This window comes from Microscilla marina ATCC 23134 (genome assembly GCF_000169175.1).
GTDB lineage: Bacteria > Bacteroidota > Bacteroidia > Cytophagales > Microscillaceae > Microscilla > Microscilla marina.
The window spans coordinates 178,214-195,887 of record NZ_AAWS01000008.1 but is presented as its reverse complement, the minus strand read 5'-3'; the positions used below and the strand labels follow the sequence as shown (position 1 = coordinate 195,887).

Here is a 17,674-nt window from a genome sequence, read left to right as displayed (position 1 = left end):
TTAGTTAGTAGCACCAACAAGGTTCTAGGTGCTAGGTACACCCTGTTCCATTCGGGGCTTTTAGCCTCTCCGTGCGGCGAGGGTGTACCTAGAACCTTGTCGGGGCTATGGACCGATTAAAAAAACGTCGCTAAGGTAGGCAATATTTCGCCACTTTTGCCTTTAAGTACCCAGCCTTGTTGATAAATATCGATGGTTTGGGTAAAGGTAGAGTTATCAAGGTTGATAGCAATGATTGGTTTACCTGCTTTGAGCACTGTTTCAAAAATTAGCAAGGGCAGGTTGGTAGCTCCAGTAGTGCCTACCACCACTAGCAAGTCAGTATGGAAGGCTGCTTCCAGGGCACTTTCATATTTATAATATGCTTCGTTGTAATATTCGTCAAAAAACAAAACATGGGGACGCATCAACTCGCTGCATTCGGGGCAGGCCAGCTTATCCCATTCTTCGTCGGGCATAATGTCGTTTTTGGTATAATACCCCAAATCTTGCGGAAAAGGGTGTACTTCGCCACAATCATCGCAACGCACATGCGAGAGCGTACCGTGGATGCAGTAAGTATTTGGGGGCGTATTACCCGCCAGCAGGTGCAGTCCGTCTACATTTTGAGTAACCAAAGTAAAGCGTTGACTGCCCAGCCGTTTTTCTAAGGTCGCCAATGCCTGATGCCCAGGGTTGGGTTGGGCGTGGCGGGCATTATTGAAATAATGCAGTGCCCAGCGCCACACTTTTTCGGGAAACTGCCTAAACATATAATTGGTGGCAATCTCCATAGGGGTATAGTTTTTTGACCCTATAGTCCAGTAGCCTTCGCTGCCTCTAAAGGTAGGGATACCACTTTCAGCAGAAATGCCTGCCCCGGTCAAAAACAGGGCTTTTTGCTGGCTTTCGCCAAATTGTTTAAGAAAGGTTTGTAAACTATTGGGAATCATATTGTTTAGGGTACTCACAAGCAGAGAGTGGATCGTTGTAATCAATCAATGTTATATAGTGTCTTTAATGGCAGCTAAGATTTCGGGTAAAATTTCACCGCTTTTTCCTAATAATACGTGTCCGGTTTGGTTGGCTTCAAGGGTGCGCGAAAAAATACTGCTATCCAGGTTTACCACTACAATTTGCTTGTTGTTGTTGAGGGCATTGTAATACATTTTATTAGGTAAATTGGTTGCCCCCGAAGTACCCACCACAATCAAGAGGTCAGCTTCCCTGTTTTTATGCAGAGCGGTTTCATACTTGTAGTACTTTTCGTTATAGTATTCATCAAACCACAATACATGGGGGCGGGTAAGCGCTCCACAACTAGGGCACCTGAGTCGCTCCCATTCTTCAAGGCTGATAGCGCTCTCCCGGGTTTTGGGGGCAATGCCCTCCGGAAAAGGCAAAAGTTCGGTGTCACAAGAATCTTTGCTACACCTCACATGGGTAAGGTCGCCATGAATGAGTAAGGTATTTTTAAAAGTGCTGCCTGCCCTAAAATGAAGCCCGTCTACATTTTGGGTAACCAAAGTAAAACGTTTGCCGCCCAATATCTTTTCCATCTCAGCTACAGCATAATGCCCTGGGTTGGGCTGGGAATTGTTGCACACAGTATGCCTAAACAAATACCATTTCCATACTTCCTGCGGGTTTTGCTTAAACATTTTCATGGTGCCTATTTCCTGGGGTTGGTAATTGACCGAGCCTATTTTCCAATAGCCTTCTTTGCCCCTAAAGGTAGGGATACCACTTTCGGCAGAAATGCCTGCTCCGGTGAGCACCACCATTTTAGCTTGGTCGTTGGCAGCAAATTCGTGCAAATATGCCCTAAGTTCTGATGAGATCATTTATTTTATTGGTTTTTAGAGAGTAAAACGAAGAAATCAAATTACAGAAAAAAGTGCAGTGAACCAAGTAAAAACTGGCAGGTATGAAAACTTAAGGTTATTTTAGTAAATTATATAATTCATACAAGCTAACACCTCACAATAAACCATCTAATAAAATTACGTAATGAACGATTTTACCTGGGACAAGGAGAATTTGTGGCGATTGCTTACCTCTGAAGACGATGCCAATGTGACACTGGCAAGGCAAATGCTTAAAGGGGTTCCTTTTGGTTTGGCAAAAGAAATGATGATCAAGTCGGAACTGTATTGGAGGGTAAAGCGCATTTTTTACGACAGTCTGGTAATACTGGAACGTTGCGAGAAACAAGGTACAGATGAGTTTGTTACAGAAGATTACCTGGGAACAGAAAGCGAAGCGTTGAAAAATTATTGGATCAGGTTTGAAGACATTATCAATTATCACCAGCAAAAACTCAATGATCGCCAAATAAGGCAACTGTTGCGCTGGAGGATATTACACAACGTACGCGCCTATACCAAAGAGGATGAGATATATGTTGCTTTAAACAATGATATATAACCTGTTGTTTATCAGGAGTTTAAAGGTGTTTGCCTTGCTACAGTACCTGCTGTACTTGTTTAGACAATACCAAGTGCTCGTATTCCTTGAGTAAAGTAAAGGTAATTTCCTGGCTATCAGTAAGTTGCCCTTCCATGCTAATTCCCCCAGGCTTGTTGTTCAAATGCTCGGCAGGGTAGGAGCCCTGGGGTGGAAAGCCTTCCTGGACATATTGCCTGATAAGGCTGCCAAGTGTGGCTTTAACGTGAGCCAATGCCTCGGCAGACACTTCGGGTTCGTCGCCTTCTATTACTTCTATGCTTAGCTGTGTTTCTACCTGACCTGCTTCGTCTACCTCAGCCAGCAACAGGATCTTTGCCCGATGGGTGTATTGGCGCAAGCCAAACGGATCGGTAAAAACGGTGGTACGACTCATTTCGGGTTGCCCATGTTGGTAACAGGCATAGGCGTATTCTTTGCAATTATATACAATCACCATTTCACCCTCAGTGTTTAAGGTAATTTCGCCCTCACCGTAATTATACATTTCTCCAGCATTGGGCAACTCTAGCCTTTCGGCAATCAAGTCTGACAGTTCCCAGTCTATTTGTATGTCTTGCCACAAAAAATCGTGATCCACTTCTTGTCCACGCTCTTCTACATATATTTTGCACAAGGTTTCATCGCCGCCTGCATTCCAGGTTGCCTTTAATGCCTTTCCTTGTGCCTGTATATGGGCAAGCGCTTCTTTGAGTATGCCGTGTTTGGTTTGAATCATTTGATTACGTTATTAGGGTGTTTGTGTTTGGCTCGATTCACCTGACAGGTGTATATATCAACGTTGAAAATAGGCTTTTAATAAAAAGTGAAGTCATCAAGTCATTTACTACTGCTTGCTTTCTACTTGTTTTAACCACTTTAACTCTTCGCGTTGGGGGGTATACTGCCACTTTTGGGTAAATTTAAAAGCTGCCAAAAAATTTTGTACCCTTTGGGCAGGCGCAATCAGCTGGGCAAGTTCGCGGGCAGCGGCTATCCCCAGAAGGTGTTCTGCCAAAAAAACACCAAAGTCGCTGCAGGTAATGTTCAAACTTGCCTTAAGGTTGCTACGAAAAAAAGGCCGCCAAATAAATGCCTGAAGCGATTCAGAGGCGGGTTCTGGTACGGCAGGCATCCAAATTTCCAGGGCGGGGTTTTCGTTGAGCCAATCGTATAGGGTAGGGGTGCGTCCGTTTAAGTCTTCGCGGCAATGCTCTACTGCTATGTCACGCACCAGCACCTGACGTTGATCACTGTTGGTAATCAAGTTGCCTATGAGCTCGGTGGCAAGTTCTACCCCAAACATATTGTGGAGCAGCAAGCGGTGTTTTACATGGTGATAAAAGTACTTGGAGGAGTCTATGAAACTATGTATTTGCTCATAGTCCTGGGGTTGCCCGCCAAACTTTCGCTGAGAAAGTAAGCAATGTTGCCAAATGTTCATATAAATGCTGATACGTGTGTCTTGGATAAAAATAGTAAATCTTTTAGGATTTTGTAAAATTGTGGGGTGTTTTATAAGCGCTTGTTTAACTTTTCATAATATTGATGAGTATTCAACCACTAATGATTATTTTAAACCAAACCATTTACATTTACGGTGGATAAAACTGAGGAAAATTTTTGGAAATTATTTTACTCCTCTGACGAGGTCAATGTAAGGCTGGCGTTGGAACTAGCTAAAGGAATGCCTGAGCTTGATTTAGCGTCTATCTTGCAAGACTATCAAAATCTATACTCTGCATTATTTCCTGGCGGAGAGGCACAAGGGATAGAGGAGCAAGTCGTGGCTTTAAACCAGTCGTCTATCGATGCCTCAGGACAAGGTTTAAGTGTCGTTCCTGATGGTATTGGTAAGCTAAACAATTTAGGGGGCTTGGATTTAAGCCATAACCAACTCACTACCTTGCCTGAAAGCTTTGGTAAACTAGTGAATTTAGAATATTTAGACTTGAGCGGTGCCCAACTCACTACTTTTCCTGAAAGCTTTAGCGAACTAGTGAATTTAGAACGCTTGTATTTAAGTAGCACTCAGCTCGTTACTTTTCCTGAAAGCTTTGGCAAACTAGTGAATTTACAACACTTGTATTTAAGTAGTACCCAACTCATTACATTGCCTAAAAGTTTTGATAAACTAGTGAATTTAGAACGCTTGTATTTAAGCAATACCCAACTCATTACATTGCCTGAAAGTTTTGATAAACTAGTGAATTTAGAATATTTAGACTTGAGCGGTACCCAACTCACTACCTTACCTGAAAGTTTTGATAAACTAGTGAATTTAGAATATTTAGACTTGAGCGGTACCCAACTCACTGATTTGCCTGAAAGCTTTGGCGAACTAGTGAATTTACAAGACTTGTATTTAAGTGATACCCAACTCACTGATTTGCCTGAAAGCTTTGGTGAACTAGTGAATTTACAACGCTTGTATTTAAGTAATACCCAACTCACTGATTTGCCTGAAAGCTTTGGCGAACTAGTGAATTTACAAGACTTGTATTTAAGTAATACCCAACTCACTGATTTGCCTGAAAGTTTTGATAAACTAGTGAATTTACAACGCTTAAACTTGAGCAGCACCCAACTCACTGCTTTGCCTGAAAGTTTTGGTGAACTAGTGAATTTACAACGCTTGTATTTAAGTAATACCCAACTCACTGCTTTGCCTGAAAGCTTTGATAAACTAGTGAATTTACAAGACTTGTATTTAAGTAATATCCAACTCACTGCTTTGCCTGAAAGCTTTGATAAACTAGTGAATTTACAACACTTGTATTTAAGCGATACCCAACTCACTGCTTTGCCTGAAAGCTTTGATAAACTAGTGAATTTACAACACTTGTATTTAAGCGATACCCAGCTCACTGCTTTGCCTGAAAGTTTTGGTGAACTAGTGAATTTACAACACTTAAACTTGAGCAGCACCCAGCTCACTGCTTTGCCTGAAAGTTTTGGTGAACTAGTGAATTTACAACACTTAAACTTGAGCAGCACCCAACTCACTACATTGCCTGAAAGCTTTGGCGAACTAGTGAATTTACAAAACTTGGATTTAAGCAATACCCAACTCACTACATTGCCTAAAAGCTTTGGTGAACTAGTGAATTTACAAAACTTGGATTTAAGCAATACCCAATTCACTACATTGCCTGAAAGCTTTGACGAACTAGTGAATTTAAAAACCTTGGATTTGAGCAATAACCAACTGAGATCCTTAAATCTTTGTGAAAAATTTGTATCCAGGTTACAAGAGCTTCAGTTGGAAGGGAATCCACTTGCTGAATCCGAAATAAAAAGAATAGAAAAATTAATGCACACTCACCTTTACTAATACTATGTTTATCAGCAACTTAGGTGTTTTGTGTGTGCAAAAAATAGGCTGGGCATAGGGGAGGGACCAATGCTGGCGTAGTTAAAGCAGAGCACCGATATACATCGGCATCCAAGGACTCACTACGTTCGGTTCCTTAGGAACGTGATCGCCCCGTAAACGGGATTTCGGGCATAGCCCTCAACAATAACTGTGTAGAGATTTTATGGTGTGAGTCAGCCACTATCGACCATCGACTGTGGACTAAAGCGCACCCAGAACTTTCAACTAAATAAGGTTTAAGGAACCGAGCATAGATGGTCTATTTGCCGTAAAAGCTCAAAAAGCCAAATAAGCTCGATAACGGGCTGCAAAATGCTTACGTACTGCTGGTTGTGACCAACCGCTAAACTTCCTGCAATCGACTTATAAACCCTTTTATCGAACGATTTTAACACACAGCTATATGCTTGTATATCAATGGCTTAGTTTATAAATTACGCCTAAAACAAATTAATATTTGTTATAAAGACGTAATTTTTATTTACCAAAAATGGGGTATAATAAATTATTTAGAAAACGGAAAATGGCTCGAACTACATTAATTGATTGGTGCGTCGAATCTTTCAAACAATTTTGAAAATTATATACACCAGGGAATACAACGAAAAACCTCTCCTGTTTGCTTATTTGGCTATATTCGCAAAATTGATAGAAACTTGAAGGTTTTTATAACGGTTTGTATACATTTTGTTTATGTGGTAATGGTTGGCAATATGCTTTTGATGAGCAAAACTGGGGGTATATGCTATTGTTTTTAGCAGTGCTCACAACAATAGTCGAGTGTTATTTAATATGAGCATTCTTGCTAATTATATAAACAAAAACTACGAATAATGTACAACCTTTTTTTAGATGACCTTCGTACCGTAGAAATGGTATACAATGATCCTACCCGCTATAATTTTGTGGTGGTACGAACTTACGCCGATTTTGTGGCATATATCAGCGCCCACGGTTTGCCGACTTTTATTAGTTTTGACAATGACTTGGGCTTGGATGCCAGTGGCGAGGTAGCACCCGATGGTTATGCGGCGGTTAAATGGTTGGTATATGAGTCGGGGTTAGACCTGTGCGGGTTGCAATACCAGGTGCATTCGGCCAACCCGGTAGCCGCTGAGCAAATCAGGGGTTTGTTGAACAATTACCTGGCGTGGCTGGACTGTTGACCAACGTAGTGAAAAAGTAATGGGCATATAGTTAAAAATAACCGATGATTGTTATATTGTTGGGCCAAGCAAGCGCTTAATGAATGATCATACAACTATGGACAAACAAGCATTAGTTACTCAACTTATTGAAGAAAACATACGCACTCAAGCCCCTACCCTCGACCTGGGGCGTTGTGGACTGGGTGGCACCGAAGCCACGCTGGGTTTGTTAAGTAAATGTACCCATTTGAAAAGTTTGAATTTTTCGAATGTATGGTTTGAGCATAACCCTGCAAATGATCGATGGGAAAAAAGAGCCAGTTCGAACGAAGGAGAAAAGAATAGCTTGATACAGGTGCCCGATTGTATGCCTGGGTCATTAGAACACTTGCGCATTGCCGGGCATTGGCCTAACCAATGGAAAATTGAAGACATAGGTCTTTTGCAAAACTTACCTGAGTTGCGGGCAATTGATTTGAGCGATAATAGAATAAGTGATTTGAAGCCTTTGCAAAACCTGGCAAATTTACAGATGCTGGATATGAGCGATAACCGAGTAGCAGACTTGACCCCTTTGCAAAATTTACCTGGTTTGCAGTCTATTGTACTTAGTAAAAATAAGGTCAGAGATTTAACCCCACTACAGCACCTCACTGGTTTGCATACGCTTTTGCTTCATTACAACAAGATTGGCGACTTGGCTCCACTGCAGCACCTCACCTGTTTGACCATGCTTTCGTTGCACCATAACAAAATTAGTGATCTTGCTCCTTTACAGAAATTGCGTGGCTTGTTAAAGCTTGACCTCAGTAACAACCAGCTTGATGACCTTCACCCTCTGAAAAGCCTGAATAGCTTGCAGTCTTTGGTACTCAGAAACAACCAAATCAGTGATTTAACCCCGTTGCAAGCCTTGCACAGCCTACAATTGATTGTTCTGAGGGATAACCCCGTTACGGACTTAACTCCTTTACAAAGCCTTCGCAACTTGCAGTCGCTTGACCTTAGAAACAATCAAATCAGTGATTTAACTCCCCTGCAAAACTTGTCCAGTTTGCAATCGATTGACTTGAGGCACAACCCAATCAACGACCTCTTGCCTTTACAAAACTTGCCCAACTTGCAATCTATTGACCTTAAGTATAATCACATCAACGACCTGGCTCCCTTACAAAACCTGCCCAACTTAGAGTCTATCGATCTGAGCGACAACCAAATCAGCGACTTGACTCCTTTACAAAATCTGAGTAATTTACAGTCGATTGACCTCAGTAATAATCAAGTCAACCACCTTGCATCCTTGCAATACCTGCCCAACCTGGAATCTATCGATCTGAGCGATAACCAAATCAATGACTTAGCTCCGCTACAAAACCTGGGTGATTTACAATCGATTGACCTCAGTAATAACCAAATCCACGACCTGACTCCCTTACAAAACCTGCCCAACCTGGAATCTATCGATCTGAGCGATAACCAAATCAGTGATTTAACTCCCCTGCAAAACTTGGGCAGTCTACAATCGATTAACCTTAGAAATAACCAGGTCAGCGATCTAAGCCCTTTACAAGCCCTCCATGACTTACAGGCGATTAACCTCAGCGACAACCAAATCAGTGACTTGGCACCACTACAAAAACTCCCCCACCTGAAATCGATTGACCTGAGAGATAACCAAATTGAGGTATTTCCTGAGCATTTGATCACGAACTGCCCCCAATTGACTTCCTTGCATTTGTACCATAACCCCATTCAAGGGCTTCCGCCCGAAATTTATAACCAGGGAGAGTGTTCTAACAAAATTCGCCATTATTTTCAGGACTTGAACCAAGGCAAGGTACAAGTGTACCAGGCAAAGGTTGTATTGGTGGGCAACGGACGGGTGGGTAAAACTTCTTTGGTACGTCGCTGGCTAGACCAACGCTTTGATGTGGATGAACCCTCTACTCACGCCATTCAATTGCGACAAATGTTTTTGCCTGAACTTGCTCAACGCAAGCAATTAGACCAGGTGCAAATTCAGGTATGGGATTTTGGTGGGCAAGACATTTACCATGCAACCCACCAGTTGTTTATGCAAACCAAAGCGGTATTTGTATTGGTTTGGGACTGGAAAACCCAGCATAGCCCCCAAAACTACGAAACCTTGCCCGATGGTAGTTTGACGCATTATGCCAACCATCCGCTTGACTATTGGCTCAACTATACCCATACCCTGGGCAAGCGAAGCCCGGTACTGGTGGTACAAACCAAAGCTGGCAAAGACGGACGCAAACTGCCCAGTGGCTGGAGCAAGCTACAGGAAAAATACCACATAAAAACGGCCATTGCGGCTGAGTTAAGTAAAGCTGATGAGGACGATAATGGTATGGGAGAGTTTAAAGAAGCGCTTTATCGAACCATCCGGCAACAAATCAAGAAAGCCTGTACCGATTTGCCAGAGGCTTGGTGGCTGGTTCGGCTAACGGTAGAAGAGATGGCTAAAACTAAACATACCTTAAGCAGAGAAGCATTTGCCCAATTGTGCATAGAGCAAGGGGTTTCGCCCGATTCGATAGACACCGTACAAGATTATTTGCACCATACCGGGGTGTTTTTCTACCGGGTAGGTTTGTTCGACAATCAGATTATTTTAGATCAGCGCTGGGCAATTGAGGCGGTATATACCTTATTTGACCGCACAGGTATGTTTATGGAATACCGGGGCAAAGGTTTTTTTAAGGGCAAAGACCTTGGGCTAAGCTGGCAGGGCAAGCCACTGGAAGAGCAAGAGTTGCTGGTGTCGTTTATGGAATCTTGTCAGATTTGTGTAGAGGTTGGCGATGAATATACAACAGGCGATGATCACCGGAAAGAAAGAACTCCGTTTGTACAACGTACTTACCTTGCCCCCCAACTGTTGCCCGACGAACTCATTGCCAATCAAGAGGCATTGTTTCCCTCAAAAAGCCTTGGTTTGTATGTACGCTTTCGTTTGCCGTTTTTGCACGCTGCCATCATTCAGCAATTCATTCTTCACACTTACCACCTTGCCCATCACGACAACATCAAGCAGCAACGTATCTTATTGAAACAAGAGGGAGAGCTTGCTTTGGTAGAGGCTTTTCCAGCGGCTAAAGAGTTAATTGTACAGGTAAAAAGTGATCAGGTAGTGGTTCATTCGCCTCTGCTGGAGCGTATTCGCCAAGAGCTTGCCCATATACTGGCTTTGGGCGAAAGCCCCGAACCCATGTGGAGCATAGACGGACAAGGATATGTGAGCCAGGCTCAACTGCAGGCTCATCCGCCTCAAAACCCTGAAATACGGGCTGACAACGGTCAGTATTACTTGGTGAGTGCCTTTGCCCCGTTTTTAGCCAAGCCTGCCCACACGCTCCCCAGACTGGTGTCAAGCATACCACAGAAAGTAGTACAAAGAGTAGATGAAGCTATAGATTACCTGCGAGGCAATAACATTGTAGGATATTTTGAGGTGCTCGAAGAGGTGGTGCCTGATCAGCAAATGCAAAAATTCACTCATTTTAAAAACCGGTTCGAAAGCGATGACCTGGGGGTTTATTTTGTCCAACAACTAGAGTCTTTTGCCAAAGGGTTGCTCAAAACAGACGGCTGACCCTGGTTTGTCTTACTCTCCGATCATGACAAAGCCCGCCCAATGCCTGGGGTGCAAATACTGATTGGTGTTGAGGCGGGTTTGCTGGGCGGCTTGTAAGGCAGCACGGTAACTTTTGCCCGCCAGAAGTGCTTTATAAAAAGCCACCATCAATTGGCGGGTATAGGCATCGTTTACCTCCCACAAAGAAAATATGATATTGCGGGCTCCGGCATACAAAAAACCACGCGCCAAAGAAAGCACCCCCTCTCCTTTTGCCAACCTGCCTACCCCCGACTCACAACTGCTTAACACCAACAAGTCGGGATTGAGCTTTAGATTGTAGACTTCGCTGGAGTACAAAATGCCAGAAGCGTTGCCAGTATCTAACGGATGGGGCGCAAACCTTACTTTGCCCAGGTGAGCATAACGGGTGTTGGCTTCGCTATGGCTGGCCAGGTGTATAATACTGTAGGCATTGGATTGTTGCATAAAACGCAATTTGGTGGCACTAGCCGCAAGGTAAGCCTTGGCTTTGAGTTTTTGGTGTTTAAACATTTCAAAAATAGTCCTTACCTCTATCCCTGTTTCGGGCAAAGAGTCGGATAATTTCCGGGTTTGGTTACTCAGCACTTGAGGCTTGCCAGTGCTAAAGGGAGCAAAAGCAAGTAAACTAAGGGGCTTGGCTTTGGTTTGCCCAAGGCTGCGGTACCATAGGGTAGCAGAGTAATGGTAACTGATTTGGTATTGCCTGACCAAATAGTCGAGCAGGCTAAACTTTTGTAGCTTAAGTTGTTGGGCAGAGGGTGGTTGGCTAATGATGGCCTCAAAAGGTATGCTTTCGAGCGAAGGAGCAATCACAATTAACCGTTTTTTGTCTTTGATATACGCCTCGGCTGGCTGAAGCATTGCCCGATACAAACGATGGCTTGCCTGAGCAAATTTTGGCAATTGTTCTTCACTTTCAAGGGCACTATAATACGAATTGAGCAAAGGCTGAAGTTGTCTTCGGCCTGCCAAACTCACCACCTCTACCTGAGTAGCAGTAATGATAAATAAATAACTGCTCTTTTCGCCCAGGCTATACTCCAGTAACACGCTTTGAGGGGCAAGCCTTTGCTGAATTTCGTCGAGTTGGACTATTTTATATTTGTACTTGTGTGCCACATACGCTGGGTAGTTGGTTTCAATGGCGGCAATGAGCTCCTCATACCTTCGGTTATACTCAAACAATGAGTCTTGGTGTTGGGCTGCCTTTGCCGGGTCGTTTGACACCTTCTTGGTCCAATAGTTAATATCCATTCTCAGGCCTTGCTCTTGGATAATGTAAACAGGAGGAATATTGGCTGCCTTCAGGGCTTTTTGGTAGTTGAGGGCACTTTGTAACGAACTTGCCTTAAACTGCTCGCTGCACTCAAACATTTTGCGCAAAAACCTGGGTTGCTGGGTCACCTGGTATTTTTGCCTGTATGCCTTCAGTGCTCCGTCTCTTATGGCAATAACGGTTTCGTTAAAATTCATCCGGTCTTCTGTTTTTAAGAAGGAGTTGCCTATTTTTTTGAGCAGGGCATAGCCCAACTCGTATGTCACAATAGATTGATTGAGGTATAGAGGGTTTGCCTTTGCCTCATACATTTGATAAAAACACTGTGCTTTTGTGGCAAGTATTTTTACCAGAAAAGGATCTAAAGGGCAGTCCTTGAGCGCAGGCAACGACTTTGGCGCAAGGACTTTGTTGAAACGAGGTACCCCATACACCAAGGCTTTGTGCAAATAGGCCAATGCCTTGGTGTAGTTTTGTTGGCTTAGGTATAGCTTGCCCAGTTCGTGGGCGGTTACCGATAGCAAAGACGATTTATGACCAAACACTTGCTTTAGGGTATAAATTGCTTTGCTAAAATATTGGCTGGCAAGTGTTGGTTTTTGCAGCTGGGCGTATACCCTGCCCATGTTCAAAAAAGCACGTGCGGCATACAGGTGAGGTTTGCCAAACACCTGTTGTACAATGTCCAGGGTTTTCTGAGAGTAAGTCAATGCCAGTTGGTAGTCTTTTTTGAGGCGATACACGTAGGCAAAGTTATGGTAAGCCTCGGCAAAATGGCTGTTTTGCCGGGCATAAGCACTGCGCAACAACCAAAGGTTTTTCTCAAAATAATCGAGCGCCTTTTCATATTGACGTTTTTTTACATACACCGTACCTATGTTAGTATATATTGAGCTCAGGTGCGGATGGTGTTTGCCAGTCAGTTTTTGTAAAGTAGTTTCATAACGTTGGTAATACTCCAGGGCAAGATTGTAAGCGCCTTTTTGCATATAGGTATAGCCAATGTTATGGTATGACTGCCCCACGTCTAAATGCCATTGCCCAAATACTTTTTCGCGGATGGCAAGGGCTTTCTGGTGGTATTTTAGCGCCTTGTCGTAGTTGCCCCAAGTATTATAAGTACTTGCCATATTGTTGTAAGACAAGGCTATTTCGGGGTGATGTGCCCCGTACAACTGTTTTTTGATGCCCAAGGCTTTTTTGTCGTAGCCAATAGACACTATATAGTCACCTTGAGCAAAGTAAAGGTTGGCAAGGTCGGCATAAGACGATGCAGTGGCTTGGTTGTATTTGCCCAAAACCCGTTTTCTTAACTTCAACGCTTTTTTGTAATACCTAAAGGCAAGGTCAAACTCTTCTAATGCCTCGTGTACAAACCCCATGACTGTATATACTGTAGAAAGCTGCACTTCGGCTCCATATTCATACTTAAGCACTTTCCAGGCTTGGTGCAAGCTTTTTTTTGCTACTTCATATTCTCCTTTTTTGTAATAAATTTCTCCCATCAGGGTTTTAACTTCTCCTTCGTAAAGAAATTTGCGTGGCAGGCTTTTAGGCAAATTTTTGAGTAGTGTATGGGCAATTTTTAAAGCTGTGTCATACTTCGATAATAAATAATGACATTGTATCACCTTGATTTGGTAAATAACGTGGCGCTTGCGGTCGCCCTTTCGGGCAAAATCGTCAATCAATGGGTAGTAATAATCCAACGCCTGGCTATAGTCACCCCGATCATCAAACAGTGAATCGGCCAAATGTATGCGTTCGTTCACGTCTAGTTGGGCAAACAAGCCAGGGGTAGTCAGCATGAGTGCAAACAATAAACTTAAATATTTCATGAGAGGAGAAGTTTGTTATCACATATTTTATTGCAGAATTAAATATGCCTAATCAGTAGGTGTAACTGTCACGCCATAAGTGACCCTTACTTGTTGCTACTTAGTTAGAGCCAAATTACTAAAATTAATGCATACTTGCCCCCTTCCTGCCATAATACTCTCCCAACCCACCCCAATGAGAGTACCCAATGAAGGTAATGAAATAAAAACACCTGTTAGTGGTTTGAACCTAACAGGTGTTTAAGAACTTAAGCAAGTAACCACCTAAGTTTACCTATGGCCACTCCCGGGGTTACCTTTTCGTACAAGATCTGGTACACCGCCTTGGTGATGGGCATGTCTACTCCAAACTTTTGATTGATCTCATAAATGCTTTTGACAGCGTAATAACCTTCGGCAATCATGTTCATCTCCATTTGTGCCGACTTCACGGTATAGCCCCTCCCTATCATATTACCAAAGGTGCGGTTGCGGCTAAACTGAGAGTAAGCCGTTACGAGTAAATCGCCCAAGTATGCCGAAGCATACAAATCACGTTCGCAGGGGTAGGTAGTTTCTACAAACCGCCGAATCTCTTGCATAGCATTAGATACCAACACTGCCTGAAAGTTGTCGCCATAGTTGAGCCCATGGGCAATGCCACAAGCCAAGGCAATGATGTTTTTCATGACTGCCGAATACTCTACCCCATATACGTCCTGATTGGGTACTGCCTTGATAAAACGGTTGGCGATTAATTGAGCAAAGTTTTCTGCTTGAGCCAAATCTTCAGAAGCTATAGTCAGGTAAGATTGTTTTTCAAGTGCTACCTCTTCGGCATGGCAAGGTCCGGCAATTACACAAATGTGCGCAGGTTTTACTTGATACTCGTACTCTAGCAGTTCTGTAATTAACCAGTTTTTTTGAGGAACTATCCCTTTGACTGCCGATACCAACACTTTGTCTTTAAAGTCGGCTGCTGACAACTGGCTCAAGGCATCTTGCACAAAAGCCGCCGGAATGGCTATAATTACATACTGAGCCCCTTGCACGGCTTCTTTCATATCGGCAAACAATTGTACTTTTTCTGGATTAATTGGTACATCGCTCAAATAGTCAGGGTTGCGTTGATAGCGCCTGATGTGCTCAAGCGACTCTTGGTTGCGTAACCACCAGCGAATATCTACTGCCCCTTCCGACAGTATTTTAACCAATGCTGTTGCCCAACTTCCTGCGCCAATTATCGCAATTGCAGGCTTATGCGGTGTACTAAGACTCTGTGTAACCAATGCTAAATATGTCTAGTAAATAATAAATTGATGTGTTTTGCTGGTGCAATTTTAAACCTTTTAGGGCAAGCCCCAAAGCAAGAAAGGCTTTATTGTCTGTATGCCAATGGTGCTAGGCAATAATTTACTATTACAACTATTTCATTTTAACAAAAAGTAATTTATCAAAATAATCACATTCTAATTAATTCATTTAGTCAAGGAATAGCCCCCAGTTTTGAAGCATTAATTGGCAATCAGTATTTTACAAATTAGCCTGAATATGTCATTGTAAGTTATTTACAGCTAATTTTATGAGTTTATTTTTTTTACTCAACCATTCCGCCTACCTTTGCCCCAATACTAATAACAATCACAAACCACAAACAATGCTTATTATTATATCACAAACAAATGTGTGGTATTGTCACAATCAATAAACCTACCTAAACAAATCAATTGTATACTTGTTTTGGCGAAAATTTCTGCTAAAACAACGTCTAATTTATCAACTAAAATACTGCTAGTGTATGTTTAAGTTTAATATCACCGGGCTTTTATTAGGCCTGTGCATACTTTCGGGGTGCGCTTTGTTTGAAAAAGAATTTATTTTACCACGTCCTATTGCCCACAATGCCGACCAGGTAACCGCTGTAAGCTTTATGGCACACTGGAAAAAAGTAGTAGGCGCTACCAGCTACGAAATTGACGTGGCAGCAGACGAAGATTTTGCACTATTTGTAGCAAACTATCAATCTAAAAAAGTAAATGAGCACCAAACGACAGTTGAAGGTTTAGAAGCAGGCAAGACCTATTTCTATCGGGTACGCGCCAACATTTCTAACCAAACCTCTATACATTCCAACATTATATCGGTGACTACTTCGGAAGTAGAAGCACCAATAGCCTACCCTGCTATGGAGGTAACAGCTAACCAGTTTAAAATACATTGGGAAAAACTAGAAAATGCTACCACTTATCAGGTAGATGTAGCCAAGGACAAAGATTTTCAATACTTATTACCCAACTACAGCGCCCACGAAGTACCCCAGAATGACTCTACCTTATTGGTAGAAGATGTCACAGTAAGCCAGCAATATTTTTATAGAGTAAGAGCCCGGCAACTCAACTCCTTTTCGGCCTACTCCAATGTACAATCGGTGTATACCAGCACATTGCCCCAACCTATAGTATTGCCTCCGTCTGACGAGGAACTCACTAGTTTTACCGCACACTGGAAAGCAATGCCTGAAGCAAAATCTTATAAAATAGATGTGGCAACAGACGCGTTGTTCAACAATATTTTATCAGGGTACAACAACCTTGACGTAGAGGCCAATACCCAATTGATCATCCCTAACCTGGATGCCAACACTCCTTATTTTTACCGGGTAAGAATTGTCAACGGCAAAGAAATATCTAACCACTCGGAGGTAATGTCGGCAAAAACCAGCAACCTTGACGCCCCGGTAGCCACTACAGCTGGCAGCATTGAAAGTGGTGGTTTTAGTGCTCACTGGAATAAGGTACCCAATGCTGCTTCTTACTTGCTTGATGTAGCACTTGACCCCAGTTTTACCCAAACTATAGCGGGCTATAATGCACGACCAGTCATTGATAACTTTGCTGATGTGCAAGATTTAAACGCCAACACGACCTATTTTTACCGAGTAAGAGCAATAGGCTTAAGCGCTACTTCTGACTACTCAAATGTGATCAAAGTAACCACTGGTTTATTGCCTGCTCCTGTAGCAAAAGCAGCCAGCAATCAGAAAGCGTTTGAGTTTACTACCCAATGGCAGGCGCTTGCGGGCATTAGTGTATTTTTACTGGATGTGTCAACCGACCCTGGGTTTGGAAACTTTTTGGCAGGTTATAACGGGAAAGAAGTGGTGGGTACTTCACACAAAGTAGAAGGGCTTGATTTTAGTCAAACCTACTATTACCGCTTACGCTCCAAAAGACTCGGCAAAGTGTCTGACTACTCTAACACTATTGCAGTGGCGTCTTGTATAAGCAATACTTGCAAGGTAGACAAAATAGAAAACTTTGCCTCAGGCGGGGTTTACAATGAACAAGAGTATACCTATGACATCCAAGGCAACCTCACAAAGATTGTAGAACCTTCGTCGTTTTTTGCTCCATATCAGTATGATATTGCCTACAACGCCGATAATAGTGTTCAAAAAGTAACGTCCTCTTCTAGTGGCACCGTTACCCAAGAGTTTATATATACCTATCAAGCGGGGGTTTTGAGTGCCATCCGAAAAAATGATGCAAGTGGTAACTTTATAGAGTGGTGGGTGTTTGAATATAATGCCAAAGGGCAACGCACCTCTTGGAAAATTTACGCTGATCTGGCAAAAACCTCCCTCATCAACCAATTCGCCTATGTATACAATGCCCAAGGCAACGTAACAGCAGTAACTAACGGAGCAGGGACAACACTTAGAGAATATGCCTATGATGATAAACTAAGCCCTTATGCCATATTCAATGCGGACCTTTGCTTTTATATCGTTACTCATCGCGACCGATGGGTATCCGGGGTATATCGGGGGTTTCTGCCGGTAAACAACATCAAAAGTGAGACGATAGGTACAGCAAAAGAGGTATTTATTTTTAAGTATAACAACAAAGATGTGGCCTTGGAACAAGAAGGGTACCTTGCGGCAAAATATCATTTGATAGGGTGTAGCTTTTAGGCTCATCATTGGGTCATCCC

11 protein-coding genes are annotated in these 17,674 nt (G+C 42.8%); 5 read left to right on the top strand and 6 right to left on the bottom strand.

All coding sequences use genetic code 11. The features are described 5' to 3' along the window. Positions 1-116 precede the first annotated feature (116 nt). Both M23134_RS09175 and M23134_RS09170 read right to left on the bottom strand, forming a co-directional pair. A complete protein-coding gene (locus tag M23134_RS09175; RefSeq protein ID WP_002695725.1) occupies positions 117-932 on the bottom strand; it encodes an SIR2 family NAD-dependent protein deacylase in 816 nt (271 codons plus the stop codon). A 51-nt stretch (positions 933-983) separates the two neighbouring features. Then, on the bottom strand, positions 984-1,823 hold the full coding sequence (locus tag M23134_RS09170) for an SIR2 family NAD-dependent protein deacylase (RefSeq protein WP_002695722.1): 840 nt from the start codon (positions 1,821-1,823) through the stop codon (positions 984-986). A gap of 166 nt (positions 1,824-1,989) precedes the next feature. On the opposite strand from M23134_RS09170, the gene M23134_RS09165 reads away from it, so the two are divergent. Next, a complete protein-coding gene (locus M23134_RS09165) occupies positions 1,990-2,406 on the top strand; it encodes a hypothetical protein (protein ID WP_002695720.1) in 417 nt (138 codons plus the stop codon). Between the two features lie 37 nt (positions 2,407-2,443). Here the strand turns inward: M23134_RS09165 and M23134_RS09160 are convergent, their stop codons facing one another. Then, positions 2,444-3,163, bottom strand: coding sequence for a hypothetical protein (locus M23134_RS09160; protein WP_002695718.1), 720 nt, complete (start codon positions 3,161-3,163; stop codon positions 2,444-2,446). A 108-nt stretch (positions 3,164-3,271) separates the two neighbouring features. Further along, on the bottom strand, positions 3,272-3,868 hold the full coding sequence (locus M23134_RS37770) for a DUF6915 family protein (RefSeq protein WP_002695716.1): 597 nt from the start codon (positions 3,866-3,868) through the stop codon (positions 3,272-3,274). 156 nt (positions 3,869-4,024) lie between these two features. Here M23134_RS37770 and M23134_RS09150 point away from each other — a divergent pair, with 156 nt between their 5' ends. From M23134_RS09150 to M23134_RS37765, 3 genes are all read left to right on the top strand, one after another. Next, the gene (locus M23134_RS09150; protein ID WP_002695715.1) at positions 4,025-5,758 is read left to right on the top strand and encodes a leucine-rich repeat domain-containing protein; all 1,734 of its coding nucleotides are present in this window, start codon (positions 4,025-4,027) and stop codon (positions 5,756-5,758) included. A gap of 875 nt (positions 5,759-6,633) precedes the next feature. After that, the gene (locus M23134_RS09145) at positions 6,634-6,966 is read left to right on the top strand and encodes a cyclic-phosphate processing receiver domain-containing protein (protein WP_002695713.1); all 333 of its coding nucleotides are present in this window, start codon (positions 6,634-6,636) and stop codon (positions 6,964-6,966) included. 79 nt (positions 6,967-7,045) lie between these two features. After that, complete coding sequence (locus M23134_RS37765) at positions 7,046-10,561, top strand: leucine-rich repeat domain-containing protein (RefSeq protein ID WP_082226537.1); 3,516 nt, start codon at positions 7,046-7,048, stop codon at positions 10,559-10,561. Positions 10,562-10,573: 12 nt separating this feature from the next. Here M23134_RS37765 and M23134_RS09135 read toward each other — a convergent pair whose 3' ends face one another. Together M23134_RS09135 and M23134_RS09130 are read right to left on the bottom strand one after the other, a co-directional pair. Continuing rightward, positions 10,574-13,702: a CHAT domain-containing protein gene (locus M23134_RS09135; protein WP_002695710.1), complete on the bottom strand. Its 3,129-nt coding sequence runs from the start codon at positions 13,700-13,702 to the stop codon at positions 10,574-10,576. Between the two features lie 248 nt (positions 13,703-13,950). Next, on the bottom strand, positions 13,951-14,970 hold the full coding sequence (locus tag M23134_RS09130; RefSeq protein ID WP_002695709.1) for an NAD(P)H-dependent glycerol-3-phosphate dehydrogenase: 1,020 nt from the start codon (positions 14,968-14,970) through the stop codon (positions 13,951-13,953). A 509-nt stretch (positions 14,971-15,479) separates the two neighbouring features. Here M23134_RS09130 and M23134_RS09125 point away from each other — a divergent pair. Further along, the gene (locus M23134_RS09125) at positions 15,480-17,654 is read left to right on the top strand and encodes a hypothetical protein (RefSeq protein WP_002695708.1); all 2,175 of its coding nucleotides are present in this window, start codon (positions 15,480-15,482) and stop codon (positions 17,652-17,654) included. Positions 17,655-17,674: the final 20 nt, after the last annotated feature.